General features: G+C 34.3%; 27 protein-coding genes. 20 read left to right on the plus strand and 7 right to left on the minus strand.

The features are described from left to right. Positions 1-121 precede the first annotated feature (121 nt). Complete coding sequence (locus tag BM371_RS18660; protein WP_034677609.1) at positions 122-874, plus strand: nitrilase-related carbon-nitrogen hydrolase; 753 nt, start codon at positions 122-124, stop codon at positions 872-874. A 116-nt stretch (positions 875-990) separates the two neighbouring features. On the opposite strand, the gene BM371_RS18665 is transcribed toward BM371_RS18660, so the two are convergent. The 3 genes from BM371_RS18665 to BM371_RS18675 are packed head-to-tail and all read right to left on the minus strand — an operon-like array spanning position 991 to position 3,069. Continuing rightward, complete coding sequence (locus BM371_RS18665) at positions 991-1,290, minus strand: thioredoxin family protein (RefSeq protein WP_034677610.1); 300 nt, start codon at positions 1,288-1,290, stop codon at positions 991-993. Between the two features lie 5 nt (positions 1,291-1,295). After that, positions 1,296-1,658 (minus strand): rhodanese-like domain-containing protein, encoded by a 363-nt coding sequence (locus BM371_RS18670; protein WP_034677611.1) that lies wholly within the window; start codon positions 1,656-1,658, stop codon positions 1,296-1,298. 1 nt (position 1,659) lies between these two features. Continuing rightward, entirely contained in the window at positions 1,660-3,069 is a 1,410-nt protein-coding gene (locus BM371_RS18675) for an MBL fold metallo-hydrolase (protein ID WP_034677612.1), read from the minus strand. Positions 3,070-3,357: 288 nt separating this feature from the next. Here BM371_RS18675 and BM371_RS18680 point away from each other — a divergent pair, with 288 nt between their 5' ends. The 13 genes from BM371_RS18680 (at position 3,358) to BM371_RS18740 (ending at position 17,349) form a co-directional block, all read left to right on the plus strand. Beyond that, complete coding sequence (locus BM371_RS18680; protein ID WP_034677613.1) at positions 3,358-4,884, plus strand: helicase HerA-like domain-containing protein; 1,527 nt, start codon at positions 3,358-3,360, stop codon at positions 4,882-4,884. Positions 4,885-5,013: 129 nt separating this feature from the next. Continuing rightward, positions 5,014-6,237 carry a 3'-5' exonuclease gene (locus BM371_RS18685; RefSeq protein ID WP_034677614.1) on the plus strand — a complete coding sequence of 408 codons (1,224 nt, stop codon included), beginning with the start codon at positions 5,014-5,016 and terminating at the stop codon, positions 6,235-6,237. A gap of 243 nt (positions 6,238-6,480) precedes the next feature. Further along, complete coding sequence (gene lysA, locus BM371_RS18690) at positions 6,481-7,680, plus strand: diaminopimelate decarboxylase (RefSeq protein ID WP_177225358.1); 1,200 nt, start codon at positions 6,481-6,483, stop codon at positions 7,678-7,680. Positions 7,681-7,772: 92 nt separating this feature from the next. Continuing rightward, on the plus strand, positions 7,773-8,255 hold the full coding sequence (locus tag BM371_RS18695; protein WP_034677616.1) for an energy transducer TonB: 483 nt from the start codon (positions 7,773-7,775) through the stop codon (positions 8,253-8,255). Positions 8,256-8,257: 2 nt separating this feature from the next. Beyond that, on the plus strand, positions 8,258-8,668 hold the full coding sequence (locus BM371_RS18700) for an energy transducer TonB (RefSeq protein WP_034677617.1): 411 nt from the start codon (positions 8,258-8,260) through the stop codon (positions 8,666-8,668). 91 nt (positions 8,669-8,759) lie between these two features. Beyond that, positions 8,760-9,482, plus strand: coding sequence for a hypothetical protein (locus BM371_RS18705; protein WP_034677618.1), 723 nt, complete (start codon positions 8,760-8,762; stop codon positions 9,480-9,482). Between the two features lie 167 nt (positions 9,483-9,649). After that, entirely contained in the window at positions 9,650-11,089 is a 1,440-nt protein-coding gene (miaB, locus tag BM371_RS18710; RefSeq protein WP_034677620.1) for a tRNA (N6-isopentenyl adenosine(37)-C2)-methylthiotransferase MiaB, read from the plus strand. 3 nt (positions 11,090-11,092) lie between these two features. Beyond that, entirely contained in the window at positions 11,093-12,169 is a 1,077-nt protein-coding gene (locus tag BM371_RS18715) for a PDDEXK nuclease domain-containing protein (RefSeq protein ID WP_034677622.1), read from the plus strand. Then, the gene (locus BM371_RS18720; RefSeq protein ID WP_034677623.1) at positions 12,153-12,581 is read left to right on the plus strand and encodes a hypothetical protein; all 429 of its coding nucleotides are present in this window, start codon (positions 12,153-12,155) and stop codon (positions 12,579-12,581) included. Before BM371_RS18715 ends, BM371_RS18720 begins: the two co-directional genes overlap by 17 nt. Before the next feature lie 84 nt (positions 12,582-12,665). Beyond that, positions 12,666-13,958 carry a sigma-54 interaction domain-containing protein gene (locus BM371_RS18725; RefSeq protein WP_034677624.1) on the plus strand — a complete coding sequence of 431 codons (1,293 nt, stop codon included), beginning with the start codon at positions 12,666-12,668 and terminating at the stop codon, positions 13,956-13,958. Positions 13,959-13,978: 20 nt separating this feature from the next. After that, a complete protein-coding gene (locus BM371_RS18730; RefSeq protein WP_034677625.1) occupies positions 13,979-14,686 on the plus strand; it encodes a hypothetical protein in 708 nt (235 codons plus the stop codon). Positions 14,687-14,698: 12 nt separating this feature from the next. Next, entirely contained in the window at positions 14,699-15,223 is a 525-nt protein-coding gene (gene lptE, locus BM371_RS18735; RefSeq protein WP_034677626.1) for an LptE family protein, read from the plus strand. 2 nt (positions 15,224-15,225) lie between these two features. Continuing rightward, positions 15,226-17,349 (plus strand): hypothetical protein, encoded by a 2,124-nt coding sequence (locus tag BM371_RS18740; protein WP_034677627.1) that lies wholly within the window; start codon positions 15,226-15,228, stop codon positions 17,347-17,349. Between the two features lie 40 nt (positions 17,350-17,389). On the opposite strand, the gene BM371_RS18745 is transcribed toward BM371_RS18740, so the two are convergent. The 4 genes from BM371_RS18745 to BM371_RS18760 form a co-directional block, all read right to left on the minus strand. Further along, on the minus strand, positions 17,390-18,001 hold the full coding sequence (locus BM371_RS18745) for a DUF4126 domain-containing protein (RefSeq protein ID WP_034677628.1): 612 nt from the start codon (positions 17,999-18,001) through the stop codon (positions 17,390-17,392). 197 nt (positions 18,002-18,198) lie between these two features. Continuing rightward, entirely contained in the window at positions 18,199-18,579 is a 381-nt protein-coding gene (rnpA, locus tag BM371_RS18750; RefSeq protein ID WP_034677629.1) for a ribonuclease P protein component, read from the minus strand. After that, positions 18,572-19,303 (minus strand): tRNA threonylcarbamoyladenosine dehydratase, encoded by a 732-nt coding sequence (locus BM371_RS18755; RefSeq protein ID WP_034677630.1) that lies wholly within the window; start codon positions 19,301-19,303, stop codon positions 18,572-18,574. Before BM371_RS18755 ends, rnpA begins: the two co-directional genes overlap by 8 nt. Continuing rightward, on the minus strand, positions 19,296-19,922 hold the full coding sequence (locus BM371_RS18760) for a TatD family hydrolase (protein ID WP_034677632.1): 627 nt from the start codon (positions 19,920-19,922) through the stop codon (positions 19,296-19,298). Before BM371_RS18760 ends, BM371_RS18755 begins: the two co-directional genes overlap by 8 nt. A 95-nt stretch (positions 19,923-20,017) precedes the next feature. On the opposite strand from BM371_RS18760, the gene BM371_RS18765 reads away from it, so the two are divergent. From BM371_RS18765 to BM371_RS18790, 6 genes are all read left to right on the plus strand, one after another. Beyond that, positions 20,018-20,647: a TetR/AcrR family transcriptional regulator gene (locus tag BM371_RS18765; RefSeq protein WP_034677633.1), complete on the plus strand. Its 630-nt coding sequence runs from the start codon at positions 20,018-20,020 to the stop codon at positions 20,645-20,647. A gap of 97 nt (positions 20,648-20,744) precedes the next feature. Beyond that, the gene (locus BM371_RS18770; RefSeq protein ID WP_034677635.1) at positions 20,745-21,740 is read left to right on the plus strand and encodes an outer membrane protein assembly factor BamD; all 996 of its coding nucleotides are present in this window, start codon (positions 20,745-20,747) and stop codon (positions 21,738-21,740) included. Positions 21,741-21,782: 42 nt separating this feature from the next. Beyond that, positions 21,783-22,106, plus strand: a complete 324-nt coding sequence (locus tag BM371_RS18775) for a DNA-directed RNA polymerase subunit omega (RefSeq protein ID WP_034677637.1) — start codon at positions 21,783-21,785, stop codon at positions 22,104-22,106. Positions 22,107-22,231: 125 nt separating this feature from the next. Continuing rightward, positions 22,232-23,434 (plus strand): bifunctional phosphopantothenoylcysteine decarboxylase/phosphopantothenate--cysteine ligase CoaBC, encoded by a 1,203-nt coding sequence (gene coaBC, locus BM371_RS18780; RefSeq protein WP_034677638.1) that lies wholly within the window; start codon positions 22,232-22,234, stop codon positions 23,432-23,434. Between the two features lie 37 nt (positions 23,435-23,471). Then, entirely contained in the window at positions 23,472-24,371 is a 900-nt protein-coding gene (gene porD / locus BM371_RS18785) for a type IX secretion system protein PorD (RefSeq protein WP_034677639.1), read from the plus strand. Positions 24,372-24,444: 73 nt separating this feature from the next. Then, complete coding sequence (locus BM371_RS18790) at positions 24,445-26,094, plus strand: DNA repair protein RecN (protein ID WP_034677640.1); 1,650 nt, start codon at positions 24,445-24,447, stop codon at positions 26,092-26,094. Positions 26,095-26,224: the final 130 nt, after the last annotated feature.

A 26,224-nucleotide genomic window follows, 5' to 3' on the forward strand; every position in this document is an offset into this window, starting at 1 on the left:
AAAAGCCGTAATTTTATGGAACTTTGAATTGAGAATATGAAATCGCTATGCATGTTTTTGAATCATATGCATGCACTAACGTAGCGATTACATATGGTAATTAAAAAAAAGAAATCTACATATGAAAATTACAGGATTAAATTTTGACATCGTTTGGAGAGATAGGGCAAAAAATTTCGAATTGATTACCCAGCAACTGGAAAATGAAACTGCTGATCTTTTTCTTCTGCCTGAAATGTTTTCGACAGGATTTTGCATGGATGCTGCTGAAGTTTCAGATAAAAATGAAGAATCTCTGGAGTTTTTAAAAAAGATTTCAAAAGAAAAAAATGCAGCATTTTGTGGAAGCGCTCCGGTTGAAGCTGACGGTCAGTTTTATAACCGAATGTATTTCGTAAAGCCCGATGCTGAAGTTGTTTATTATGATAAAAGACATCTGTTTTCGTTTTCAGGGGAAGATAAAGTCTACACTCCAGGAAAACACAGAGTCATTGTTGAGTATATAGGAATCCGTTTTATGCTGCAGGTTTGCTATGACCTGAGATTTCCTGTTTTTGTAAGAAATAATGATGATTACGATGCCATTTTATATGTGGCAAACTGGCCTGAAAAAAGAGTGGGAGCGTGGGAACATCTCTTGAAAGCTAGAGCTATTGAAAATCTTTCTTTTGTTTTTGGTTTAAACCGAGTCGGAACCGATGGTAATAATCTTTTGTATCAGGAAAGTTCGCATTGTTTTTTTGCTGACGGAAAAGAAATTGCCGAGAAAGATGGAAACCTTGTTACTGCAGAGTTAGATATTAATGAACTGAAAGATTTCAGAGAACATTTTCAGTTTTTGAACGATCGGGATAATTTTGAAATTAAAATTTAGACTGAGATTGGGGCTGGAAAATCCCACAGATTACACAGATTTTCACAGATGAATGAGAATAAAGATCTGTGTGAATCCGTGAAAGTAAAATTATTTTTTTTAATCTTAGCCTCAACCTAAATATACTGTTCTAAAAGCTGTGTCAAACGATTCACGTCATGTACTCCGCTTTCTTTATACAACAATTCTCCGTTTTTGAAAACCGCTAGAGTCGGAACTCCTCGTACTCCATATTGAGAAGCGATTGCGGGATACTGATCAACATCTATTTTCACAATTCTTGCGCCTTCACCTATATTTTCTTTCACTGTTGTTAAAACAGATGACTGTACTTTGCAAGGTTGACACCAGGTTGCGAAAAAATCAATCAGTACCGGTCTTTCCGAATTGATGAGTTCCTGAAATTTTTGTGACATTGTAATTAATTTTTTAGATTCTGAATGGCTTTTACATTTTGAAGACTCGTTCCGTCATAAACTTCCACGCCGTTTTTCTTAAGAATTTCTACAGCTTGGTCAGCCTGAATACCCTTGTTGCAAAATACAACAACTTTCTTGCCTTTTAATTCGCTGCTTCTGTTTTCTATTTCCGCTAACGGAATATTGATGGCATTTTCAGCCGTTGCTTCTGCAAATTGTTCCGGAATTCTTACATCAACCAAAGTTACATCCGGGCTTTTTACAATTTCAATAATATTTGCGTTTGTACTTATAGCCGTATTTTGAGTTTTGCAGGAAAATATAAGAAAAGAAAAAATCAAAAAGTAAAATATTTTCAGTTTCATTTTACAGAGTTTTTGTCTGACAAACAAAATCTGAAACCGGAAATTTTTCCGTTTTTTTAATTCCGTTAAAGCCACCTTCTATTTCAGTAAAGTTTCTGATTCCGTGTGAGTTGAGGATGCTTGCTGCAATCATGCTTCGGTAACCTCCTGCGCAATGTAGAAAGAAATGCTCAGAATCATCAACCGTGGAAACCCAGTCACTGATTGTGTCTAAAGGTCTGCTGTAGGCGTTGTCAATATGTTCTGCAGAATATTCTGAGATTTTCCTTACATCAATCACTTTTGAATTTTCATTAAAGGCTTCAGCAAATTCAGAAGGAGAAATTCTTTTTATTTCGTCAGTTTCTTTACTGGAGTTTTTCCAGGCATCAAATCCACCTTTTAAATATCCTAAAACATTATCAAAACCCACTCTGCTTAATCTTGTAATGACTTCCTCTTCAGTTCCTTCGTCAGAAATCAGTAATAAAGGATGTTTTACGTCAACAATTAAAGTTCCTACCCATGGTGCAAAATCTCCTTTCAATCCGATGTTAATTGAATTCGGAACAAAACCTTTGTGAAATTCTACAGGGCTTCTTGTATCTAAAATCAAAGCTCCTGTTTCTTCAGCAAAGCTCTCAAAATCTTCTACCGAAACAGGGTTTAAACCTTTATTCATGACATCATCAAGACTTTCGTAGCCGCCTTTGTTCATGGCAACATTCATCCCGAAATATTTCGGTGGAGCTGTTAAACCATCAAGAACTTCTTTTACGAAAGATTCTTTATCCGGTTGATTTAGAGCGTAATTGGTTCTTTTTTGGTTTCCAAGGATATCAACAGTCTCTTTCTGCATATTTTTTCCGCAAGCTGAACCCGCTCCGTGTGCCGGATAAACGGTAATGCTGTCATCCAAAGGCATAATTTTAGTATGTAAACTGTCATATAAAATTCCGGCAAGGTCTTCCTGAGTTACGCTTCCGGCTTTCTGAGCCAGATCCGGTCTTCCAACATCGCCTAAAAATAAAGTGTCTCCTGTGAAAATTGCAGTTTCAACTCCGTTTTCGTCGATCAGAAGGTAAGTTGTGCTTTCCATGGTGTGACCGGGAGTGTGAAGTGCTTTAATTTTTACTTTTCCAATCTCGAAAATCTGATCGTCTTCAGCGATGATGGCTTCAAATTCAGGTTTTGCAGTCGGTCCGTAAACAATCGGAGCGTGAGTTTTTTTGCTTAAATCCAAATGTCCCGAGACAAAATCTGCATGGAAATGAGTTTCAAAAATATATTTTAAGGTTACATTATCTTTCTCTAAACGATCAAGATAAGGCTTCACTTCTCTTAAAGGATCTATAATTGCCGCTTCGTTTTCTGATACAATATAATAGGCACCCTGAGCCAGACAGCCCGTATATATTTGTTCAACTTTCATTGGATCTGTTTTAAATTATTTATAAAGATACAAAGTAAGTCAATAATTGTAAAGAAATATATATTGTTGCTGATAGTTTCTGTCGATTGTTAGAATTTTCAAACATTTTGTATGATGGAAACTCACTGATTTTTAGGCATAAATCAATTTTAAATATCATTAAAACGAAATTGCTGTTTTTTATCATATTAATTTAGTAGACTTTTAAAATTTTAATTAAAATAAATACCACAAATCATCATCAACATATTCTCTAAAAATTTTATATTTAAGAGTTAAAAAAATCAAATGGCAGATAAAACAAAATTTATTGATGAACTGAGTTCAAGATATACTCCGAAAGGAGAACATATTATATTAGGAAAAGGAATGCTGGATGGTGATGTGGTCACTGAAGTCAATGTTACCATTCCTTTAAAAACAATCAACCGACACGGATTAATTGCCGGAGCAACCGGAACCGGAAAAACCAAAACGCTTCAGGTTTTTGCCGAACAGCTATCTCACGCAGGAATCCCGTCTTTGGTTTTAGATATCAAAGGAGATTTTTCGGGAATTGCGGCAGCCGGGCAAATGAATTCAATCATTGAAGAACGTTATGCTAAAACCCAGCTTCCATACAATCCACAAGCTTTTCCTGTAGAATTAATGAGCATTTCGGGTGGAAAAGGAATCAAGCTGAGAGCAACCGTTACCGAATTCGGACCTGTTTTATTAAGCAAAATTTTAGAGCTGAATGATACGCAGCAAAGCATTATGTCGATTGTTTTTAAATATTGCGATGATAAAGGTTTGCCGTTAATTGATCTGAATGATTTAAAGAAAGTTCTACAATATGTAACCGATAATCCACAGGGAAAAGCGGAATTGGCAGCCAATTACGGGTCGATTGCACCCGCATCTTTAGGGGCAATTTTAAGATCGATTGTTGCCTTGGAACAACAGGGAGCTGCAGATTTCTTTGGTGAATTGAGCTTTGATGTCCATGATTTGCTGGAAACGAGAGATGGAAAAGGGGTTGTCAATATTTTACGAGTTGCGGATATTCAGAATAAGCCACAATTGTTTTCAACATTTATGCTTTCGCTTTTCGCTGAAATTTACATGACTTTCCCTGAAGAAGGCGACAGCGGAAAACCGAAATTGGTTTTGTTCATCGATGAAGCGCATTTGATTTTTGATGAATCTTCAAAAGCTTTGGTTTCACAAATTGAAACGATGGTAAAACTGATTCGTTCTAAAGGAGTAGGAATTTATTTTATTACTCAGATTCCGGGAGATGTTCCGGAAAGTGTGCTTTCGCAATTAGGCTTAAAAATCCAGCATGCATTGAGAGGATTTACGGCAAAAGATAAAAAAGAAATTTCTAAAGCGGTTGAAAATTATCCGACAACGGAATTTTATAATGCTTCGGAACTGATTCAGAATTTGGGTATCGGTGAAGCTTTTGTTACAGCTTTGGACGAAAAAGGAATTCCGACACCTTTGGTTCATACGTATTTGATTTCTCCGGAATCAAGAATGGATGTTTTGAATGATGCAGAAGTTTCTGATTTAACTTCAAAATCGGCATTGGTTTCAAAATATGAGAAAGCAATTGACAGCGAGTCGGCTTACGAAATTCTGGTGAACAGAATGGAACAGGCGGTTCAGAATTCGGCTCCGACAGAAAAAACAAAACCTGTAAAAGAAGAACCGGGAATGTTTGAGCAGGTGATGAAAAGCAGCGCCGGAAGAACATTTGCAAATACTCTGATGCGTGAAGGAGCCAAAGCGATTTTAGGAATGCTAGGTTTAGGAAAACGAAGAAGATAATTTGGAGTTTAGTGATCTCTTTGATTTTTAAATGTAATTTTATTATTTTAGCAGATTAGCCTTTTAGCAAGATACCGGATTTTAAAAGGTTTGGTTTTTGATTGTACAAGCTTAAAGTAAGACTACAAAATGTATTCAATTATTGATATAGAAAGTAATGGTGCAGGTTTCAGGAAAGAATGCATTATAGACATTGCCATTTATCGTTATGATGGTCAGAAAATCACTGACCAGTTTATTTCACTTGTGAATCCCGAAGGAGATATTACTCCTTTTGTGCAGAAACTGACGGGAATTACCCCGAAAATGGTAAAAACGGCTCCGAAATTTCATGAATTGGCCAAAAGAGTTGTTGAAATTACAGAAAACACTACTTTAGTCGGTCACAATATCGATTTTGATTACAGAATGCTTCGTCAATCATTCAGTCGGCTTGGCTATGATTTTAAAATCAATACTTTAGATACAATTCCTTTAGCAAAAAAACTGATTCCCGATGAGGTAAGCTATTCTCTTCAGAAATTGGTGAAATCTTTAGGGATTCCTCTCGTAAATGCTCATCGAGCTGATGGAGATGCGAGAGCTACTTTAGAGCTTTTTAAACTTTTGATTTCGAAAGATACCGAAAATGAAATTATTCAGAAGCAGCATGATGAAACCAATGCTAAGAATTACATCAACAAAATCAAGCAGTTAACTCAGGATTTGCCAAACGAAAAAGGCTTTATTTATTTTCAGAATGATGAAGGGAAGATTATTTTTTCTGATTACGTTCAGGATATCAACAGATATTCTAAAAAGCTTTTTAATTCCAAATCAAAAAAATGGGAAAACGTTCAGAATGAAACGGAACAAATCAATTTTGAATTAACAGGAACTGATATTATTGCGAAGCTGATTTTAAACTCAAAAGGGATAAAAAAGAGAGAAATCTTTCCTTTCGGATTGTATTATAAAAACCAAAAATATATAGTCGAAAAAAATAAACTGAATAAGACAGAAAAACCACTTCTGAAATTCAGGGCATTTACGCAGGGTTCAAAAGCGGTTCAGTTTATCAATACGTTCGAAGAATATCAGAATGTCGAAAATTTCAGAAGGAAAATCGATTTCAAAAAGAGAAATGAACTTTGGCTTGGAAGCGGAAGAAAATTAGGAGAAAAATTATTCCTGATTATTGAAAAAGGAAAAGTGGTTTCTTACGGTTTTTATGAGTTGTTTACGCAGATTCAGACCATGAGTAAAATTTCAAAGCTTAAAATCGATTTGCCTTTGTCAACCTCTGATCTGATCAATGAATTGCAGTTGGCACTGCTCCGTGGAGATTTTGAGACGCTGCCATTACCGAAGTAATCTCAGTTTTGGAAAAAATAGATGAACTTTATACTCAAAATAATTAATCTGAGTAAAAAATAGTATTTTTGCAAAAGAATAACAAAAGCAATGCAAAATTTTAAACAAAATAAAACTGGTAAAAAGGGAACTATAAAGTTCTCTAAGGTTTGGAATATTTAAGGAGTTGCCTTGCATAAAAAAATAATTATTGCGGCAGGCTCTTTTCGAAGAATCTGCCTTTTTTTATGTAAAATTTAGATTATGAATTCAAAAGAATTATTAAAGATCGCCAATGAATTTGGCACACCGGTGTATGTTTACGACGCAGAGTCAATCAAAATTCAATACGAAAAACTTACATCTTCTTTTTTAAAACACACAAAGTTCTTTTATGCTGCAAAGGCATTGACCAACATTAATATTCTGAAATATGTCAAGAACCTGGGTGCTTCTTTGGATTGCGTATCGATAAATGAAGTTAAATTAGGTTTAAAAGCAGGTTTCCCTAAAGAAAAAATCCTCTTTACTCCGAATTGTGTAGATCTTGCTGAAATCGAGGAAGCAATGACTTTTGGAGTACATATCAACATCGATAATATCTCTATTCTTGAGCAATTTGGAAACAAATACGGAAATTCTTATCCCATTTTAGTAAGAATCAATCCCCATATTTTTGCTGGTGGAAACTATAAAATTTCTACAGGTCATATCGATTCAAAATTCGGTATTTCCATTCATCAGGTTCGTCATATCGAAAGAGTGATGAAATCAACCAATCTTAATGTAGAAGGACTTCACATGCATACCGGAAGCGAGATTAAAGATCCTGATGTTTTTCTTCAGGCTTTGGATATCATGCTTGAATTATCTGAACATTTTCCGAATCTGAAATACCTTGATATGGGAAGCGGATTTAAAATCCCTTATCAGGACAGTGAAGAGGAAACCGATGTGAAAACTTTAGGGAAAAAAGTGGAAAAAGTAATTGCCGAATTTTCAAAATCTACAGGAAAAAAGTTTGAGCTTTGGTTTGAGCCCGGAAAATTTTTAGTAGGAAAAAGCGGTTATTTATTGGTAAAAGCAAATGTTATCAAACAAACTACGGCAACGGTTTTTGTTGGTGTAAATTCAGGCTTTAATCATTTGATTCGTCCGATGTTTTACGATTCTTACCACCAGATTGAAAATTTATCAAACCCGAAAGGTGCAGAAAGAATCTATACCGTTGTTGGAAATATCTGTGAAACGGATACTTTCGCCTGGGACAGAAAATTGAATGAAGTAAGAGAAGGCGATATTTTGGTGTTCCATAATGCAGGAGCTTATGGTTTTGAAATGAGTTCCAATTTTAATTCAAGATTAAAACCTGCAGAAGTTCTTTTCTTAGACGGAAAAGCACATTTGATTAGAAAAAGAGACGAGTTTGAAGATCTTCTGAAAAATCAGATCGAAGTATTGTAAATTTAAATTCATTACTCATAAAAAACTTCACATTCGTTGTGAAGTTTTCTTTATTTGGCTTGATTTTTAATGTAATTTAAAAAAGTAATTTTATGAAAACATTAGCTTTATTTTTAGGTCTTTTTGCTGCAAACTTCGCCTTTGCGCAGGATCTTGAAGACAGAGACGATTCATTTATTGTTGAGAATAATAAAAACCTTTTGAAAATTGATATTAAAGAACCATTCATGCAGGTTGCATTGAAAGGCTGTAATGATTTTCAGGCGGCAAGTTTCGAGGGTGGGGCTGCAGCTTACAAGGATATTTTAAGAAAATATATGTACACCTATCTCAATTCTGATTTTTATACGTTAACAGGTGATTTCACATTTACATTAACTATCGATGCAATGGGGAAAGTGACAGATGTTGCAGGAGACCCCAAAGTTCTGAACAGTGAAGTATTTTTTGATGATATGCAGTATGTCGTGAGAAGAATCAAGAAAAACTGGAAACCCGCAATGTGTAACGGACAAGCCGTAAAATCTGAAATGAAATTAAAAATGAATTTCTCATCTTTATCGGCAGATATGTAAATATGAATAAACATTTTTTTGTACTGCTCCTACTGATTGGGTTTAAAAGTTTTTCACAAGACTTAAAACCAAATACAGAAAATTCTATAATAACCAGTAATGCTGAATTTCCAGGAGGTGATAAGGCCTTCACTAATGAATTTTTAAGAATGATTCATGGGTATATTGATATGAGTAAATATGCGGTAAATGGTCAGTTTACTTTTCTCTTTGACATTAGTACTGAAGGAAAAGTTGAAAACCTGAATGTTTTACCTAAAGTGAAAAACAGCGAATTATTTATTGAAGACATGGAGTTTGCCATTAAAAAAGTTAAAAAGAAATGGAAGCCTGCAATGAAAGATGGAGTACCAATAATTTCTAAAAAAGTAATTAAAATAAATTTTACTTCTGATCATGTTGATCACGAATAAAATAATTTAAATACTCTTAAAATACACTAACGAATAAATTTTTTATTTTAGCTGTTGTAATTTTGCAATGGCTATTTTTAATTTATTTACCATGAAACTTAAAATTTTTATTCTTATTACCTCAATATTTTTTATCAGTATTGATGCTCAGGTTTTGTATAATTATCCAAAAGGTCAGGATTTTTATGAAGGAGGAAGGGAAGGTTTTAACAAAGATATTCAGGACGCTGCTGTAAAAAGCGGAATAAAGCCATGTGAAAAAACAGAAGCTTTGTTTATGAGGTTTATTATTTATCCTGACAATCAAGTAAAATATGTTGCAGATCCGGATACGCTTGCTGTCGCAAATAATAAATGTATAAAAGATAAGGTTTTGGGATTGATGAAATCTGTGAAAAACTGGAAGCCAGCCGAACTGGATGGGAATAAAACAGCTGCAATGTTCTGCACTCTTTTTACAGACGACCTTTTACTTAAAAAAGGATTTAGTGAGGAAGAATTTTCAAATCCTGTTTATATGTATAAGGATAAAGAAAGTGATATCATGAAATTCCGCGAGAACTTTGTTAAATGTTTTGATTCGAATGGGTATAGAGCAAATTTAGACTATTCTTTTGTTATTAATTTTGATGTTGATACAAAAGGCGAGGCAGGCTTTTTTTATATTGAAAATCAGTCTGATTTGGAGAAATTCAACAAGATGGTTGTCGATTGCGCTTCTAATACAAAAAAATCTTACTGGAAACCAGGTTACTACAAAGGAGTTCCTGTAAAGCAGGTATTCAGAATGCCTATACGATTTAATGCCTACTAATTCTTATTCAATAGGCTTTTTAATAGTCTACCCATTTCTATGACATTCTGTCACAAGATTTTGTATCTTTGCAAATTCAATTGATTTGAAATTTAATGTTTGAATTTGAAATTACACAGTAGTTTTGATTTCAAACTTCGAATCTCGAATCTCAAATTTTAAAAACCGTGCAGGAAAAATATATAGACGAAACAAAGCAGGGAGAGGCTTTTGCAATCGCTGAACGAGAGGGTAATTCCAAGAAGTTATTCTTGGAGAGTTATGGTTGTCAGATGAATTTTTCTGATTCTGAAATCGTTGCATCTATTCTTAATGAACAGGGATACAACACTACTCTAAAAGTAGAAGAAGCTGACCTTATCCTTTTAAATACTTGCTCAATCCGTGAAAAGGCTGAACAAACGGTGAGAATGCGTCTTTCTCAGTTCAAAAACCTGAAAAAAGAACGTCCGAATATGACGGTTGGTGTTTTAGGTTGTATGGCGGAAAGACTGAAAACCAAATTCTTAGAAGAAGAACAGTTGGTTGATTTGGTCGTTGGTCCTGATGCATACAGAGATTTGCCGAATCTTTTAAAAGAAACCGAAGACGGAAGAGATGCCATCAATGTCATTCTTTCAAAAGAAGAGACATATGCCGATATTAATCCTGTTCGTTTAGGCGGAAATGGTGTTACTGCTTTCGTTACGATCACGAGAGGTTGCGATAATATGTGTACATTTTGCGTGGTTCCGTTTACAAGAGGTAGAGAAAGAAGCCGTGATCCGCATTCTATTTTAGATGAATGTAAAAATCTTTGGGAAAGCGGTTATAAAGAAATCACTTTATTAGGTCAAAACGTTGATTCTTACCTTTGGTATGGAGGAGGTCCTAAAAAAGACTTCGCAAAAGCATCAGAAATGCAGAAAGCAACAGCAGTGAATTTTGCTCAGTTGCTTGATTTGGTGGCTAAAGCAGTTCCTGAAATGAGAATCAGATTCTCAACTTCAAATCCGCAGGATATGAGTCTGGATGTATTTAGAATGATGGCGAAGCACGATAATATCTGTAAATATGTTCATTTACCGGTTCAGAGCGGAAGTAATAATATGCTGGAAGCAATGAACAGACAACATACGCGTGAAGAATATTTAGATTTAATTAAAAAAGCTAAAGAAATTGTTCCTGATATTTCTTTTTCTCAAGATATGATTATTGGTTTCTGTAACGAAACTGAACAAGATCACCAAGATACATTGAGCTTAATGAGAGAAGTGGAATACGATTACGGTTATATGTTCGCTTACTCAGAAAGACCTGGAACTCCGGCTCACAAAAAAATGGAAGATAATATTCCTGCTGATGTTAAACAAAGACGTTTAGCAGAGGTAATTGCTTTACAAGGGGAATTGTCAAGAAATAGGATGAAGTCTTATGTTGGAAAAACACATAAAATCTTAATTGAAGGGATTTCGAAAAAGAATAAAAACCAATGGAAAGGAAGAAATTCCCAAAACGCGGTTTGCGTATTTGATATGCTGGAAGGTCAGAAAATAGGTGACATTGTGGATGTTTTTGTTTTTGATAATACACAAGGCACACTTTTAGGAGAAACTGTTTCAAAATAAAATATGTCTGCCGATTTAACGACAAAACAACTTTTAGATAATATTTCTGCATTACTGGATAATGCCAGAAAGAGAGTTGCGGTGGCTGTAAATCAGACGATGGTTCTCACTTATTATGAGATAGGAAGGATGATTGTAGAGGATGAGCAACATGGTGAAAGTCGAGCAGAGTATGGAAAGGCTGTCCTTAAAGATCTGTCTACACATCTTACAGAAAAATTTGGTAAGGGTTTCTCTCAACGAAATTTAGAACAGATGAGACAATTCTATTTGTCTTACTCAATTCCGCAGACACTGTCTGCGGAATTACAAAATTCAATAAGTCAGACAGTATCTGACGTTTTTCAAATTCAACAGACACCGTCTGTTAATTTCAATCTTTCATGGTCTCATTATCTTAAACTAATGAGAATAAACGATATTCAGGAAAGAAAATTCTACGAAATTGAAAGTTTTAAAAATAATTGGAGCTTAAGGGAGCTACAAAGGCAATACGATTCGGCTTTATATACAAGATTATCTTTAAGTAAAAATAAAGAAGAAATCCTTCAACTTTCTGAAAAAGGCCAAATTATAGAAAAACCGAAAGATCTCATCAAAGATCCGTATGTTTTAGAATTTCTTGGCTTATCCGAAAGACCACATTATTCTGAGAGCGAATTGGAATCAGAATTAATTGATAAATTAGAGCATTTTCTTTTGGAATTAGGAACTGGTTTTACCTTTGTGGCAAGGCAAAATAGAATTACTTTTGATGAAAAACATTTCAAGATCGATCTGGTTTTTTACAACAGGGTTTTAAGATGTTTTGTTTTAATTGATTTAAAAATCGGTGAGTTGAAGCATCAGGACATTGGGCAAATGCAGATGTATGTAAATTATTACGACAAAGAAAAACGCCTTGAAGATGAAAATAAAACGATAGGAATTATTTTGTGTCAGGATAAAAGTGAAGCATTAGTTCAATATACTTTGCCAGAAGATAACGAACAGATTTTTGCGAGTAAATATTTTACCGTATTGCCAAGTAAAGAAGATTTTATTAACATTTTAAACTCAGACAATGGAAAAACTTCATAAGTATTGCCTAAGTGTATTGTTGGTAATAATCTGCAGCAATATTTCGGCACAGGTAACAAACGGAACTGCCGAAAGTGAAGATTGTAAGCAGTTGTATGAGCTTTATAATCAGATTTTAAATCATGATTTTGAAGTTTCGGGAAAGTTTTGTGCTGAAAAGCAGGGTTGCAATCTTGCGATTCATGATAAAGAAACCGCAGCTGATCTAATTGGAAAAATCTGTTCCGGAAAAAATTGCGAATATTCTTATAAAAATAAATCAGAGACAGTTTTTTCTAATATAGAAAAGCATGATCAACTCCTGAAAAATTTCGAGAAAAACAGCAAAGAAAATCTTTTTGCTGAAATTTTATATTTTAAAACCAAAGTTTCAAAAGTCAGAAATAAAGATGATTTAGAATTAATCAGCTAAGATTTTTAATCAAATTATTAAGCTAATTATCAGATTTACAATTTAGTAAATCAAAATTCAAATTCAATAATCTAAATTTTACTTATGAGTAGCGAACTTCAAAATATAAAAAACCGTTTCGGAATTATCGGAAATTTTCCGGCTCTAAACCGAGCTTTAGAAAAATCAATACAAGTAGCGCCCACAGACATTTCAGTCCTTGTTATGGGAGAAAGTGGTGTTGGTAAGGAATTTATTCCGAAAATTATTCATTCAGAATCCAAAAGAAAACATCAACCCTATATCGTTGTAAACTGTGGAGCAATTCCGGAAGGAACCATTGATTCTGAACTTTTCGGGCACGAAAAAGGAGCTTTTACGGGTGCAACAGCAACCAGAAAAGGATATTTCGAGGTGGCAGATGGAGGAACAATTTTCCTTGATGAGGTTGGTGAACTTCCTTTACAGACGCAGGTTCGTCTTCTGAGAGTTCTTGAAAGCGGTGAATTTATGAAAGTAGGTTCTTCGCAGGTTCAGAAAACCAATGTGAGAATTGTTGCAGCAACCAATGTGAATATGATGAAAGCAATTCACGACGGAAGATTCCGTGAAGATTTGTTTTATCGTTTAAATACAGTACAAATTGATATGCCGGCTTTAAGAGAAAGAAAAGGAGATATTCATTTGCTTTTCAGAAAATTTGCCATCGATTTTGCCGAAAAATACAGAATGCCTGAGTTGGTGTTAGACCCAAGTGCCGTTCATTATATCGAAAATTATACTTTCCCGGGAAACATTCGTCAGCTGAGAAATTTGGTAGAGCAAATGACGGTGGTGGAACGTGAACGAAATATCACTGTCGGAAAACTGGCAGAATATATTCCGATGGATGCTCATTTGCCGATGGTCGTGAATCAGCCAAATACACAAAAACAAAGCGATTTTGGCAGCGAAAGAGAAATTATGTACAAAATTCTCTTCGATATGCGAAACGATATAAATGATTTAAAATCCTTAACTTCGGAACTGATTAAGAACAGAGGAACTGCGGATCTGAGCAATCAGGAAAAGAATTTAATTAACAGAATTTACACTCCTGAAACTCAGCAAGCTGCAAATTCGAATTCTTTGCTGTATTTTGAAAACAATAATAACATCAATCAGAATGTTCAGAATCCTACAATTATTTCAGATTCGGAGAATTCTTATGAGGACATTGAAGATATTGAGGTTGAGGAAAACAGACCGGAATCTTTATCGCTTCAGAATAATGAAAAAGATTTAATTGTAAAAGCTTTAGAAAAACACAACGGAAGAAGAAACAGGGCGGCAGACGAATTGGGAATTTCACAAAGAACTTTATACAGGAAAATAAAACAATATAACTTAGAAGAATAAAAAAAAGAACTACCTAAATCATGAATGTAAATTTAACACCTAAACCGATCAATTTTAAGTTTGGAGAATACATCAACAAAGGCTTTGAGCTTATGAAAAAAGACTTCGGAAGCATTTTCGTGGGCTTTTTAGTGACTTTTCTGATGTCTATCATTCCGTTTTGCGGACTTTTAGCGATGGGGAATTACTACAAATATCTTCGTAAACTGAATAAGAATCAAAATCCAAGTGCAGGAGAAATTTTTGATTTTAAAGATTTTATGCCTTATTTTATTTTACAGCTGATTATTATCGGTGGCGTATTTGTTTTGTATATACCTTTCATTATTTTTGCTGGTATTGCGGGAGCTACAGCAGATTCGAGTGGAGAAGTAAGTCCGATTTTCGGGATTCTGATGTTTCCTTATATGTTTGTGGTGTTTTTTGCAATTTATTATTTTGTGCTAAAAGGATTCTATATTTCACCTTTAATCAGCTATAAAGGGATCACAGATATTAAAACAGCATGGAATATTTCTAAAGTAATGACTAAAGGAAATCTACTCAATATTTTCCTGTTTTCACTTGTAGCCAGCATATTATCACAAATAGGTATTCTTGCTTGTGGTATTGGTATTTTTGTAACGGCTCCGTTTCTTTACGCAGCAAATTATTTTGCTTACGAAGATGCCATTCAGCAGATAGAATATGATGAAATTACCGAGATCGGTATTCAAGAAAAATATTAAAATAATTTTATAATGAATCAGCTTAAAAATCTTTTACTATTAATTATATCTGTCGGATTACTCAATTCCTGCTACAGTTTTTCAGGTTCGTCACTTACTGACGAAAAAACAGTTCAGATCAATGAGTTTCCTAATAATGCAGCGTATGTAAATCCTACCTTATCGCAGCAGTTTTCTACAGATATTCAGAATAGATTTTTACAGCGTACAACCCTTAAAGGAACAAAAGAAAATCCTGATATTTTGATTGAAGGTGAAATTACCGATTACTCAATTTCTCCGACAACGATTTCTTCCACCACGCAACAAACAACTGCAGGTGGAACAATTCAGGAATCTCAGAATAAATTAACGATCACGGTGAAAGTTCGTTACGAAAATAAGCTGCACCCGGAATTGAATTTCGACAGAAATTATTCTGATGAAGCCGTTTTCAACAGCAGCCTTTCGCAGAGTGACATTGAAGCTTCACAGGTGAAAATCGCAACAGACAGAATCATCAATAAAATTTTTAACGACATTGTCGCGAACTGGTAATTATGGTGAATACTAGAGTTTTAGAATTATTAAAAAATCCGAAAAATATACAGTCAGAAGATCTCAGTCTTTTGAAACAGGAAATTAATTCTTTCCCTTATATTCAAAACATCCGTGCTTTACATTTGTACGGAGTGCACCTTTTTGATAAAGAAAATTATCAGAAAGAACTATCTACAACGGCTGCTTATACTACAGATAAAAAGATTCTGTATCAGCTGATCAACGGGAAAATCCAGCAGATAAAAGCTGATCAGCTAACTGTAGAATCTTCTATAACTGAAAAAACAGATGATCTTCCTACTGAAAAGGTCGAAAATCCTGTTGCAGAAGAAAAAGTAGTGGCTCCTAAACATGATTATGAAGCTGTTTCCCAATCTTTGATTACTCCAAAGCCTGAAATCAAGCATGTATTTGTAAATGGAGAGCGCAACCGTATTTTATTTGAGGGGGAAGAGAATTTTCTCGATGAAACGAATAATGCAACGATCGATCTTGAAGCAACCTTAGAATCGGGAGTAATTGTTACCCAAAAACCATTTTCGACAGAAGAAGTTGTTGCTGAATCTGAAGTCGAACAAAAGCCTGAAACAGAATTTGTTGCTCCAAAGTCAGAAACAATTATTAACGAAGATAAAATAGATTCTGAAAAAGTTGAGAGAAAAATTAATGATGAGTCAGAATCCAGTTTCATTAAAATAGAACCTTTCGAACCTGAAGCTAAGGTTGTAGATGAAGACACTGTTGAAGAAAATATCACTAAGCCGGTAGATTCAAAACAAATTTCAGAAGATTTAAACATTGAAACTGTTATTAATGAAGATAAAATAGATTCAGAAAAAGTCGCTGAAAAAATCGGTGATGAATCTGAATTAAGCTTTTTAAAAATAGAATCATTACATCCTGAAGCCGAAATTTCGGAAGGAAAAAATATCAATGAAAAAAATGATTCTGTTGAATCGGAAGAAATCAGCAAGGTTTTAAATCCTGAAACAATCATTGAAGAAGATAAAATAGACTCTGAAAATGTTGCGGAAAAAATCAATGATGAATCAGAGTTGAGTTTCCATGGAACAGATTCTTTTTTACCGGAAATCAAAATTGAAGCCAACGATCCCGGAAATGATGCCGTCTCTGAAATTTCAAAATCGAACCTCAGTAAGCATGAAGATGAGATGCGTCGCTTAATTGAAGAGGTGGAGAAGAAAATGAAGTCTCAGAAAAAAAATGTAGAAGAAAAACCGGAAATTCAGCATGAAGAAATTGATGGAGAAATCAGTTTTGCTGAAACTCAGGCTTTCCATATCGGTGAAGAGCAAAAAGCAGCTGAAGAAGTTGTTGTAAAAATTGCAGAGAAAATTGTCGAAGAAAAACTCGAGGTTTTAAACACAGAAACTGAAAAAGAAGCAGTTTCAACTTGGAAGCCGATGAGTTTTGAATCTCATACCCCTGATTCGTTCAGCAAAAAAGTGGAAATTCAATCTGAACCTGCAGAAAAAGTAGAAAAAACTGAAGTAATTTCAGACAATAAAATAGAAGAAGAAAAATCAGAGATTATTGTAGAAAGCAATATTGAAGAACCTATAAATGAGGTAAAAAATATTGAAGAAAATGTAGAAACTGAGGCTACTGATTCTATCAAAGATGACGAAGTTCCGGTGATGAATGTTTCTTTCTTCGGAAATGATATTTCAAGTTTATCCATTCAAAAAGAAGAAAAGCAACCTATTGAAGAAAATCCGGAAATAGCTGTTCAAAATGAAAGTAACCTTTTAGACAGTAATGTTCCCGGTTTTATCAACACTTGGCAAAGCTGGCTGAAAATCGACAGAACAGAAGAAGTTGAAAAAGATAAGATTGAAATAAAGAATAAAGTTATTGAATCTTTTATTGAAAACAATCCTAAAATCAGTCAGCTGAAAGATGAAGTAAATTTCGTTGTAAAAGAAAAGACAGACGATATTTCGCATTTAATGACCGAAACACTGGCAAATCTTTATCTTGAGCAGAAACTGTACACAAAAGCAATCAATGCATTTCAGATATTAGTCAATAAACATCCTGAACGGAAAGAATATTTTGAAAATAAAATTCAGGAGATTAAAGACAATCGCGGAAAAAATTAAACTAAAATGAGAATGGCGGAATTTTTAAATTCCGCCATTTTTATGTCATATTATTAGAAATCTCTTTTCTTTTTTTGAGCTTACGATATGCTTTTTTACCTAAAATAATAATCACAACCAAAGTCACAATTGCTAAAAAAACTGCAATAACCGGAGCAATCATTGCTAAAACGGCCATAATTCCGGAGCCAGCCGTTTCAGTAGTCCCGACAACGGAATTTCCTAATCCGCCTGTTGTAGCAGTTGAAGCCGCCCGAATTCCCGCAAAACCTGTACTGATTGTTGCAGCCGTTCCGCCTCCTGCGATTAAAGCTAATCCCCATTGCGGAAATGTTCCCAAATCTGCAAACTGACTCGCAAAAAGAATGGAACCTGCAATTGTTGCCAACGGTACAGAAACAGTATCTAAAAAATTGTCTATAAGAGGAATGTAATATGCTAAAATTTCAGCTAAAGTGGCAATTCCTGTCGTAATTAAAGCGGGAAGACCCGAAAGCCAGTCAAAACTTTCATGGGTGGGAATCCATTGGAAATAAGATGCTAAACTCACCGCAAACATCGGCAGGAAAACTCTGAAACCTGTTGCAGCAGCTAATCCGATTCCGATAAATGCACTCAGAATATACGGAAGATAAGGAATTTGATCTAACATAATCATCAATTGTTATCTAAAGCTACAAAAAATATGAATACATACAGATCAAAACTTTAAATATAGTTAATGACGAGAGACAGGATATTCGGCTCCTTCGGAGCCGAACCTTTGTAGAAAAATGATGACCAAAGAAAATTGCGCTCCGGAGGAGCGCAACAATTATTTATAACAAAAATCAATTGACAATTGATAAATTATGATTTTTTTTGAGATTGTAATTGGCAAAGCTTGATAAACTGCGCTTCAACATCCTGAAATTTCTCAGGAAGCTCATTCGAAACCCAAAACAACATGGCAACTGTTTTTTCACCAAAACTGTCTCTGAAAAGCTCTTTATTCAAACGATAACATTCTCTTAAAAGCCTTTTCACTCGATTTCTGTAAACTGCTTTTTTAAAATATCTTTTAGAAACAGAAACTCCGATTTTCACATTTTCATTCTGCAGATCAGGATGGTTTTTAAGAATAATAATTCGCAGATTTCCATATGTTCTCCATTTACCTTTAGCGAAAAGTAAGTCGATCTCTGCTTTTTTCTTGAGTTTTTCTTCTTTTGGATATTTAAAATCAGACATTATCGTTTTTCACTAAATGATTGATAACTTCCGCTGCTGCGTACAATCCGAAAATCGCGGGTAGAAAGCTGATTGTTCCGTAAAAAGATCTTTTATAATTGGCTCCGTCGGTCATTTTTAAGCTGTCTTCATCCTGAATTTCGTCAGAAAATACACAACGAACACCTTTGTCAATTTTTACTTTTTTAAGTCTCTTTCTGATCTGTCTTGCCAAATGACAATGTTGCGTTTTGCTGATATCACGAACAAGAACTTTTGATGGGTCAGATTTTCCGCCGGCTCCCATTGAGCTTACAATTTTTATTCTTCTGCGTTTAGCCGCAATAATGAGTTCTAGTTTTGGGGTAACACTGTCAATACAGTCTAAAACAAAATCAAACTTTGCCGAATCTAAAACTTCCTCCATTCTTCCGGGATTCAGAAACTCATTGATTTTTGTAAGATTCAGATTTGGGTTGATGTCTAAAAGTCTTTCAGCAACGACTTCTACTTTATGTTTCCCTACGGTAGAATGCAACGCCGGAAGCTGTCTGTTGATGTTGGTAATGTCAACAGTATCTCCGTCAACAATCGTCATATTCCCGACACCGGCTCTTGCCAAAAATTCTGCTGCAAAAGAACCGACTCCACCCAATCCTACAACAAGAACCGTTGCTTTATTCAACTTTTCCAAACCTTCTTCTTTGATCAGGAGTTCTGTTCTTTCCAACCAGTATTTATCCATTTTTTATCGTCTCTAAGTTTTCTAAAATTTGCTTATTCAGTTGTTCCAAAGAAATTTCTTTTAATTCTGAAATTTTTAAGTATAATTCTTCGATATTAAAATCTTCATTATCAGTTTCAAGAAATATTTTATCTAAAGGAGTTGTCTTTAAAACATTCTGCAAAGATAGATTATACAAAACAGCTTTTCCAAAACTCAAATAAAAATTATTTTTCAGCAGATCATCGGCAATGCTTTGTTTTTTATTGAATCCATGAATAATCATCGGCTGTTCTGCATATTTTTTGAATGAAATCACTTCATAGAATTTTCTTACGCAATGAATAATTAAAGGTTTTTTGAGCTCATTCGAAATCTCAATTTGCTTTTTGAAAACCTCTTCCTGAATTTTTTGTTCAACAGAAATCAGTCCGTCGAGTCCGCACTCTCCAATGGCAAAACAATTTTCCGTAATGTTTGATTTTAACCAATTGATTTGATTTTTGATGTTGTCTGATTGAATATCTTGCGGGTGAATTCCTATGGAATACAAATGATTGGACGGAGTTTTTCCGTAGTTTAAATTATAAATTCCAAGTGGTTTATTTTCTTTATGATGATGAAAATCAAAAAAATCCATATTCAAAAATACTATATTTTAAACGGGATAGAAAATTATTAAACGTTCGTTTATAGATATGTTAAAAATTTCTTAACTTTACTAAAAACGTAACTATGGGAAAAAAGTTTTCTGACAAACAGATTCACATTCTTGATATTGCCGAGGAACTTATCGCTAAAAAAGGGTATGAGGGAACTTCTGTAAGAGACATTTGTACAAAAGCCAACATCAATGTGGCAATGATTTCCTATTATTTTGGGTCGAAAGAAAAAATGATGTCTTACCTTTATCAGTACCGTGTGCTGAAAACCAGAGAAAATTTTTCTCAATTTGCAGACACCATCAAAGACGGAAGGCCGGAAATGCAGATGAAAGAAATGATCAAATATATTGTGAGCCAGCTTTTTAAATATAATTATTTCCATGGTTTCGTGACGCAGGAACTTCGCCATACCGAAAATCTTAAAGATGAACTGCTTGATTTTTACCAATTGTTTGTAAGAAAGCTTGATGAAGTGATCAAAAAAGGGGTTACTTCAGGTGTTTTTACATTTACTCCGAAACCTGAAGATATTTTAACGACGATCATTGGTTCTACGTTATTTGTCATCAGAAACAAAAATTTTTACGAGTTATATGTTCCTCACAAAGATGAAGAATCTTATGTGAAGGAAGCAGAAAAAAAGGTGAGAATGAATCTCTTAATGAATATTTTTGCTGTTTTGGGATACGCAGCAGACTAATTTTACGTTAAATAATCATAAAAAAAAATCTTTTAGCAAAAAAGTTATATTTTTGCAAATTAATAGGTCGGTAAACCCGATAGCTGTTATTTTTTATATGAAAAAATATATTTTAGGTATTTTCGCTATTGCTGTGCTTGCTTCTTGCAAAAGTCAGCAGGAAAAAGCATTAAGAAGTGCAGACAAGAATTTTATCCTTAAAACGGCAAATGAAAATTTTGCTAAAAAGAAATGGAAAAACGCTTTGGCGCTTTACGATAGACTTCCGAATCTTGTGGCTGGAACAGATGATGCACCAAATGTGGTTTTCAATTCAGCGTATGCCAATTATTATGATAAAAACTATAGACTTGCGGGAAATCAGTTTAAAAATTTCTCTGTAAGTTTTCCTCAGGATAATAGAAAAGAAGAAGCTGCTTATATGTCGGCATTGTGCTACTACAACGGTTCTATGGATTATAACTTAGATCAGTCGAGTACAGAATTGGCAATTAACGAGCTTCAGGAATTCTTGAATAATTACCCGAACTCTGAAAGATCTAAAAACATCAACACGATGGTTGATGAACTTTCTTACAAGCTTGAATTTAAGGCTTACGAAAACGCTAAGCAATATTTCAAAATGGCAAATTACAAGTCTACTGCCGTTGCTTTTGAAAATGTTTTAGATGATTTCCCGAGTACAAAACTTCGTCCGAAAATCTATGATTACATGATGAAAGCACGTTATCTTTTGGCTCAAAACTCTGTTTATGAACTGAAAGAAGAACGTATTGAAAGTGCATTGGCATTTACAAGACAGGTTGAAAAAGAACTTCCGAATACAGAATACTCTAAAACTGCACTTGATCTGAGAGAAAAACTTGAAAGAGAAAAGAAAAATTTTGCAGTTGTAAAAAAGCAAACCGAAGAGAGAATTGCGGTTCTTACAGCTAAGCAGAAAAAAATTGCAGATAAAATGGCTGAGCAAAACAAAACTGAACAGCAGATGAAAGATCAGGTAGATAATGAAAAGCAGGCAACCCAGATGAGAAGAGACAGTGCGGTGCTGCAAACACCTCCTCCTGCGGCGACTTTCAAAATTCAAAGATAATTCGTAAATTTGCTAACTTATAAATAAATTAATTTTCTCAAAATGAGCGTAAAAGATACAAAAGCAGAAGTAAATACGATTACTTACGATAAAGATAAGATTGAAGACAAAGTAGGCTCAATCTATGAAGCTATTGTAATCATGGGGAAAAGAGCAGAGCAGATCAATGCAGAAATTCGTACTGAGTTACACAATAAATTAGACGAATTTGCAGTTCACAACTCTACTTTGGAAGAAGTTTTTGAAAACAGAGAGCAGATCGAAATTTCAAAACACTACGAAAAACTTCCGAAACCAACTTCTATTGCTATCCAGGAATGGTTAGAAGATGAAGTTTACTTCAGAAAAACTGAAGACAGAAAATAAATAAAATTATTTTTTATAAAATGTAAGGTCATAAAGGAAATATTTCTTTTGTGACCTTTGCTGTTTTGATATATCAGGATACGTTTAGGAAAAAATAAGTAAATTAGTGCTTTAAAAAAAACTACATGAGTATTGCCGGGAAAAAGATTCTCATCGCCGTTTCTGGTGGAATAGCTGCCTATAAAATTCATTTTCTTATTCGGGATTTTGTAAAAAAAGGAGCTGAAGTTCAGGTCATTATGTCACCCGATGCGGAGCATTTTGTGACGAAGCTGACTCTGTCCACACTTTCAAAAAATCCGGTTTACACAGAATTTTACAGTGATAACGGAACATGGAACAGTCATGTGGAATTGGCTCTTTGGGCAGATGTAATGATCGTTGCGCCTTGTACAGCCAATACTTTAGCCAAGATGATTCATGGGATTTGTGATAATCTTCTGATTGCGACCCATATGTCTGCAAAATGTCCTGTATTTATTGCTCCGGCGATGGATTTGGATATGTATCAGCATCCTTCCACTAAAAATAATTTAAAACTTGCGGAAGAATACGGTCATACTGTAATTCCTGCTGAAAGTGGCGAATTGGCGAGTGGTTTGGTGGGTCAGGGAAGAATGTCAGAACCGGAAACAATCGTTAAAACTGTTGAGGATTTTTTCAATTCAAATCAAAAAAAATCATTACAAGGTAAAACAATTTTAATTACGGCCGGACCAACTTATGAGGCAATTGATCCTGTTCGTTTTATCGGAAATCATTCTTCAGGAAAAATGGGGTTTTCGTTAGCAGAAGAGGCTGCAAAAAGAGGCGCAAAAGTAATTCTTATTTCGGGTCCGAGTTCGTTAAAACCGAATCATGAAAATGTAGAATTACATCAAGTTACTTCAGCAAAAGAAATGCTCAACAAGGTTTTTGAATTTTACGAAACCATCGATATTGGAATTGCGAGTGCGGCCGTTGCGGATTATGCTCCGAAAGTAGTCGCTTCAGAAAAGATTAAAAAAAATGAGGACAGCTTTTCGATTGAATTAATCAAAAATCCGGATATTCTAAAAACCATGGGTGAAAAAAAATCACATCAGTTTTTGGTAGGATTTGCTCTTGAAACGCAGAATGAAGAGGAAAATGCAAAAGGAAAACTTGCCAAGAAAAATTTGGATATGATCGTTTTAAACTCACTTCGGGATGAAGGGGCAGGTTTTAAAAATGACACCAACAAAATAAAAATATTTACCAAAACAGAGAAGCTGGAATTTGATCTGAAATCTAAAGAAAATGTTGCAAAAGATATTCTCGATTGCATTGAAACTCAGATTTTAAAATAAATTTTATAAATTTCCGTTTTCAATTTTTAATTAGCTAATGAAAAAAATAATCATACTCTTTTTTCTGATCGTATTCAATTTCGGGTTTTCTCAGGAACTCCTCTCTACCGTTCAGGTTAATTCTCAGAGCTTAGGCGGAAGTAATACGCAAGTTTACAAAGCTTTGGAAAAAAGCCTCCGGGATTTTATCAATAATACAAGCTGGACGGGAAAAAAACTTCAGAATTTTGAAAAAATAAAATCAAATTTTGCAATCGTTCTTACTGAAAGAGATGGAAATCGTTATAAAGGAACAATCGTTGTTCAGGCAGTTCGCCCGGTTTTCAGCAGTTCATATGAATCACCATTGCTAAACATTCAGGATAACAGATTCGGATTTGAATATGCCGAAAATGAGAATCTTGTTTTCAACGAAAGACAATTTTCAGGGAAAAATTTAATTGATGTGATCAGCTTTTACGTGTATCTGATTTTAGGTTATGATGCAGACAGCTTTCAGTCGATGGGCGGAACGCAATGGTTTTCAAAAGCTCAGCAGATTGCCCAAAATGCTCAAAACCGAGGTTATGATGGATGGAATCAGATTAATGAACCAAGAAGCCGCTCGATTTTGATCGGGGAAATCCTGAATCCAAATATGAGTCAGTTGCGTTCTACGATTTATACTTATCACAGAGCAGGTTTGGATGGATTATTCAATCAGGATCAGACGCAGCCAAAGAAGATTATTTTCGATGCTTTGATGCAATTGAAAACGTATGAAAATTCTTTCCAGCAGAATTATTTTTTCAATCTCTTTTTGGATAATAAGGCAGACGAAATATTCAATATTTTCAATTCCGGAAATAATGGTTCGGTAAACATTGGTACTTTGAAACAGCAAATGATCATTTTCTCGCCAAAGAATACAGAATCTAAGTGGAATAAGTGGAAGTAAAAGGTATAATTCTTGAATTCTGACTTCTAAATTTTATATTTGCAGAAACAAAACGTAATCTGCTTCTGAATCTATGCTTTCACGAATTTACATTAAAAATTTTGCTCTAATTGATGCACTTGAAGTGTCTCTAAAAAACGGTTTACAGGTCATCACTGGTGAAACAGGTGCTGGAAAATCGATTATTTTAGGTGCGCTACGATTGATTTTAGGCGAAAGAGCAGATATAAAATCAATTTCTAAGGCTGAAGAAAAAAGTATTGTCGAGACAGAATTTGAGCTGAACAATCAGTTTAAAAAATTCTTCATCGAAAATGATCTCGACTATGAGCATCAGACGATTATCAGACGAGAAATTTTGCCTTCGGGTAAATCCAGGGCATTTATCAATGATGTTCCGGTAACTTTGGATGTTCTTAAAGAGCTTAGTTCACAGCTTATCGATATTCATTCACAGTTTGAAACGTCTAATCTTTTTACTTCTGAATATCAGTTTAAAATAATCGATGGGCTTTCAGATAATAAAAAGCTTATTGAAGACTATCAACAGGACTTTTCTGAATATCAATCTTTAAAAACCCAGTTCAAAAAATATCAGACTCAGCTTTCTGAAAATACAAAAGAAGGTGACTACAAGCAATTTCTTCTAAGCGAATTGGAAGAATTGAAAATGGATGATGTAAATTATGAAGACTTACAAAATCAGCGTTCTGTACAGGAAAACGCAGGAATGATTTCTGAAAATTTGTCTCAGATTTTGTCTAGATTTCATCAGGAAGAAATCGGGATTCTTTCATTTTTTAATGAAGCAAAGTCTAAACTTTCAAAAATTGCTGATATTTCAACCAGCTTTTCAGAGCTTAATGAAAGACTTGAAGGCTCTTTTGTAGAAATAAAAGACATCATTTCTGAACTCGAAGACGAGTCTGAGAAAATTGAAATTAATCCTGAAAGTTTAGCTCAGCTTTTAGAATTTAATAATAAAATCAACAGCCTTTTTCTTAAACATAATGTTACTGATATTGAAGCTTTAAAAGAAATCAGAGATCAGCTTGCAGGCGAACAAAAAGGAACTGCCGAAATCGAAGCTTACATCAAAGAAATTCTTGAAAATATTTCATCCAAAGAAAAATCTCTGGAATCTTTAAGTCAGAAACTTTCCAAAAACAGAAAAAAAAGTATTCCTGTTTTCATTAAAAAAGCTGAGGATTTGCTTAAAAAACTTGGATTAGAGAAAGCAAAAGTTGACATCGAAATCAATGATTCAACAGAATATAACCCGTTTGGAAAAGAGAATATTCAACTGTTATTTCAGGCAAATTCTGGTTTTCCGCTAAAACCAATTCAAACTGCCATTTCTGGGGGTGAGAGATCTCGTGTTATGCTCGCTGTGAAAAAGATTATTGCAGAAAGTGATGAACTTCCAACTTTAATTTTAGATGAAATCGATACTGGAGTTTCTGGAAAAGTTGCCGAAGAAATTGGAAATCTGATGCGTGAAATGTCTCAAGATATGCAACTGATTGTTATTTCTCACTTAGCACAGGTTGCCGCAAAAGGAAATGATAATTACAAAGTTATAAAACAGGATGTTGCAGGAAAAACTCAGTCAACGATTATTCCACTAAATGACGAAGAAAAACTGAACGAAATCGCACAGCTACTTTCAGGAAGCAAAATCACGGAAGCGGCTCTGACGCAGGCAAAAGAATTGATTGGGTGATTTGTTTTGAATAAAATATAAGACTTCTGATTTTCAGAAGTTTTTTAATTTTACATATAATTATTATAATAAGTTTAATTAAACGCATATTATGAAAACAAAGCTATTTACATTGTGTTTTTCATTGTTT

The sequence above is a fragment of the Chryseobacterium formosense genome, assembly GCF_900116415.1.
Lineage (GTDB): Bacteria > Bacteroidota > Bacteroidia > Flavobacteriales > Weeksellaceae > Chryseobacterium > Chryseobacterium formosense.

Bases quoted from the DNA above. Each gene is read 5' to 3' on its own strand.
- BM371_RS18660 (WP_034677609.1), top strand. From the start codon at position 122: ATGAAAATTACAGGATTAAATTTTGACATCGTTTGGAGAGATAGGGCA.
- BM371_RS18665 (WP_034677610.1), bottom strand. From the start codon at position 1,290: ATGTCACAAAAATTTCAGGAACTCATCAATTCGGAAAGACCGGTACTG.
- BM371_RS18670 (WP_034677611.1), bottom strand. From the start codon at position 1,658: ATGAAACTGAAAATATTTTACTTTTTGATTTTTTCTTTTCTTATATTT.
- BM371_RS18675 (WP_034677612.1), bottom strand. From the start codon at position 3,069: ATGAAAGTTGAACAAATATATACGGGCTGTCTGGCTCAGGGTGCCTAT.
- BM371_RS18680 (WP_034677613.1), top strand. From the start codon at position 3,358: ATGGCAGATAAAACAAAATTTATTGATGAACTGAGTTCAAGATATACT.
- BM371_RS18685 (WP_034677614.1), top strand. From the start codon at position 5,014: ATGTATTCAATTATTGATATAGAAAGTAATGGTGCAGGTTTCAGGAAA.
- lysA (WP_177225358.1), top strand. From the start codon at position 6,481: ATGAATTCAAAAGAATTATTAAAGATCGCCAATGAATTTGGCACACCG.
- BM371_RS18695 (WP_034677616.1), top strand. From the start codon at position 7,773: ATGAAAACATTAGCTTTATTTTTAGGTCTTTTTGCTGCAAACTTCGCC.
- BM371_RS18700 (WP_034677617.1), top strand. From the start codon at position 8,258: ATGAATAAACATTTTTTTGTACTGCTCCTACTGATTGGGTTTAAAAGT.
- BM371_RS18705 (WP_034677618.1), top strand. From the start codon at position 8,760: ATGAAACTTAAAATTTTTATTCTTATTACCTCAATATTTTTTATCAGT.
- BM371_RS18715 (WP_034677622.1), top strand. From the start codon at position 11,093: ATGTCTGCCGATTTAACGACAAAACAACTTTTAGATAATATTTCTGCA.
- BM371_RS18720 (WP_034677623.1), top strand. From the start codon at position 12,153: ATGGAAAAACTTCATAAGTATTGCCTAAGTGTATTGTTGGTAATAATC.
- BM371_RS18725 (WP_034677624.1), top strand. From the start codon at position 12,666: ATGAGTAGCGAACTTCAAAATATAAAAAACCGTTTCGGAATTATCGGA.
- BM371_RS18730 (WP_034677625.1), top strand. From the start codon at position 13,979: ATGAATGTAAATTTAACACCTAAACCGATCAATTTTAAGTTTGGAGAA.
- lptE (WP_034677626.1), top strand. From the start codon at position 14,699: ATGAATCAGCTTAAAAATCTTTTACTATTAATTATATCTGTCGGATTA.
- BM371_RS18740 (WP_034677627.1), top strand. From the start codon at position 15,226: ATGGTGAATACTAGAGTTTTAGAATTATTAAAAAATCCGAAAAATATA.
- BM371_RS18745 (WP_034677628.1), bottom strand. From the start codon at position 18,001: ATGTTAGATCAAATTCCTTATCTTCCGTATATTCTGAGTGCATTTATC.
- rnpA (WP_034677629.1), bottom strand. From the start codon at position 18,579: ATGTCTGATTTTAAATATCCAAAAGAAGAAAAACTCAAGAAAAAAGCA.
- BM371_RS18755 (WP_034677630.1), bottom strand. From the start codon at position 19,303: ATGGATAAATACTGGTTGGAAAGAACAGAACTCCTGATCAAAGAAGAA.
- BM371_RS18760 (WP_034677632.1), bottom strand. From the start codon at position 19,922: ATGGATTTTTTTGATTTTCATCATCATAAAGAAAATAAACCACTTGGA.
- BM371_RS18765 (WP_034677633.1), top strand. From the start codon at position 20,018: ATGGGAAAAAAGTTTTCTGACAAACAGATTCACATTCTTGATATTGCC.
- BM371_RS18770 (WP_034677635.1), top strand. From the start codon at position 20,745: ATGAAAAAATATATTTTAGGTATTTTCGCTATTGCTGTGCTTGCTTCT.
- BM371_RS18775 (WP_034677637.1), top strand. From the start codon at position 21,783: ATGAGCGTAAAAGATACAAAAGCAGAAGTAAATACGATTACTTACGAT.
- coaBC (WP_034677638.1), top strand. From the start codon at position 22,232: ATGAGTATTGCCGGGAAAAAGATTCTCATCGCCGTTTCTGGTGGAATA.
- porD (WP_034677639.1), top strand. From the start codon at position 23,472: ATGAAAAAAATAATCATACTCTTTTTTCTGATCGTATTCAATTTCGGG.
- BM371_RS18790 (WP_034677640.1), top strand. From the start codon at position 24,445: ATGCTTTCACGAATTTACATTAAAAATTTTGCTCTAATTGATGCACTT.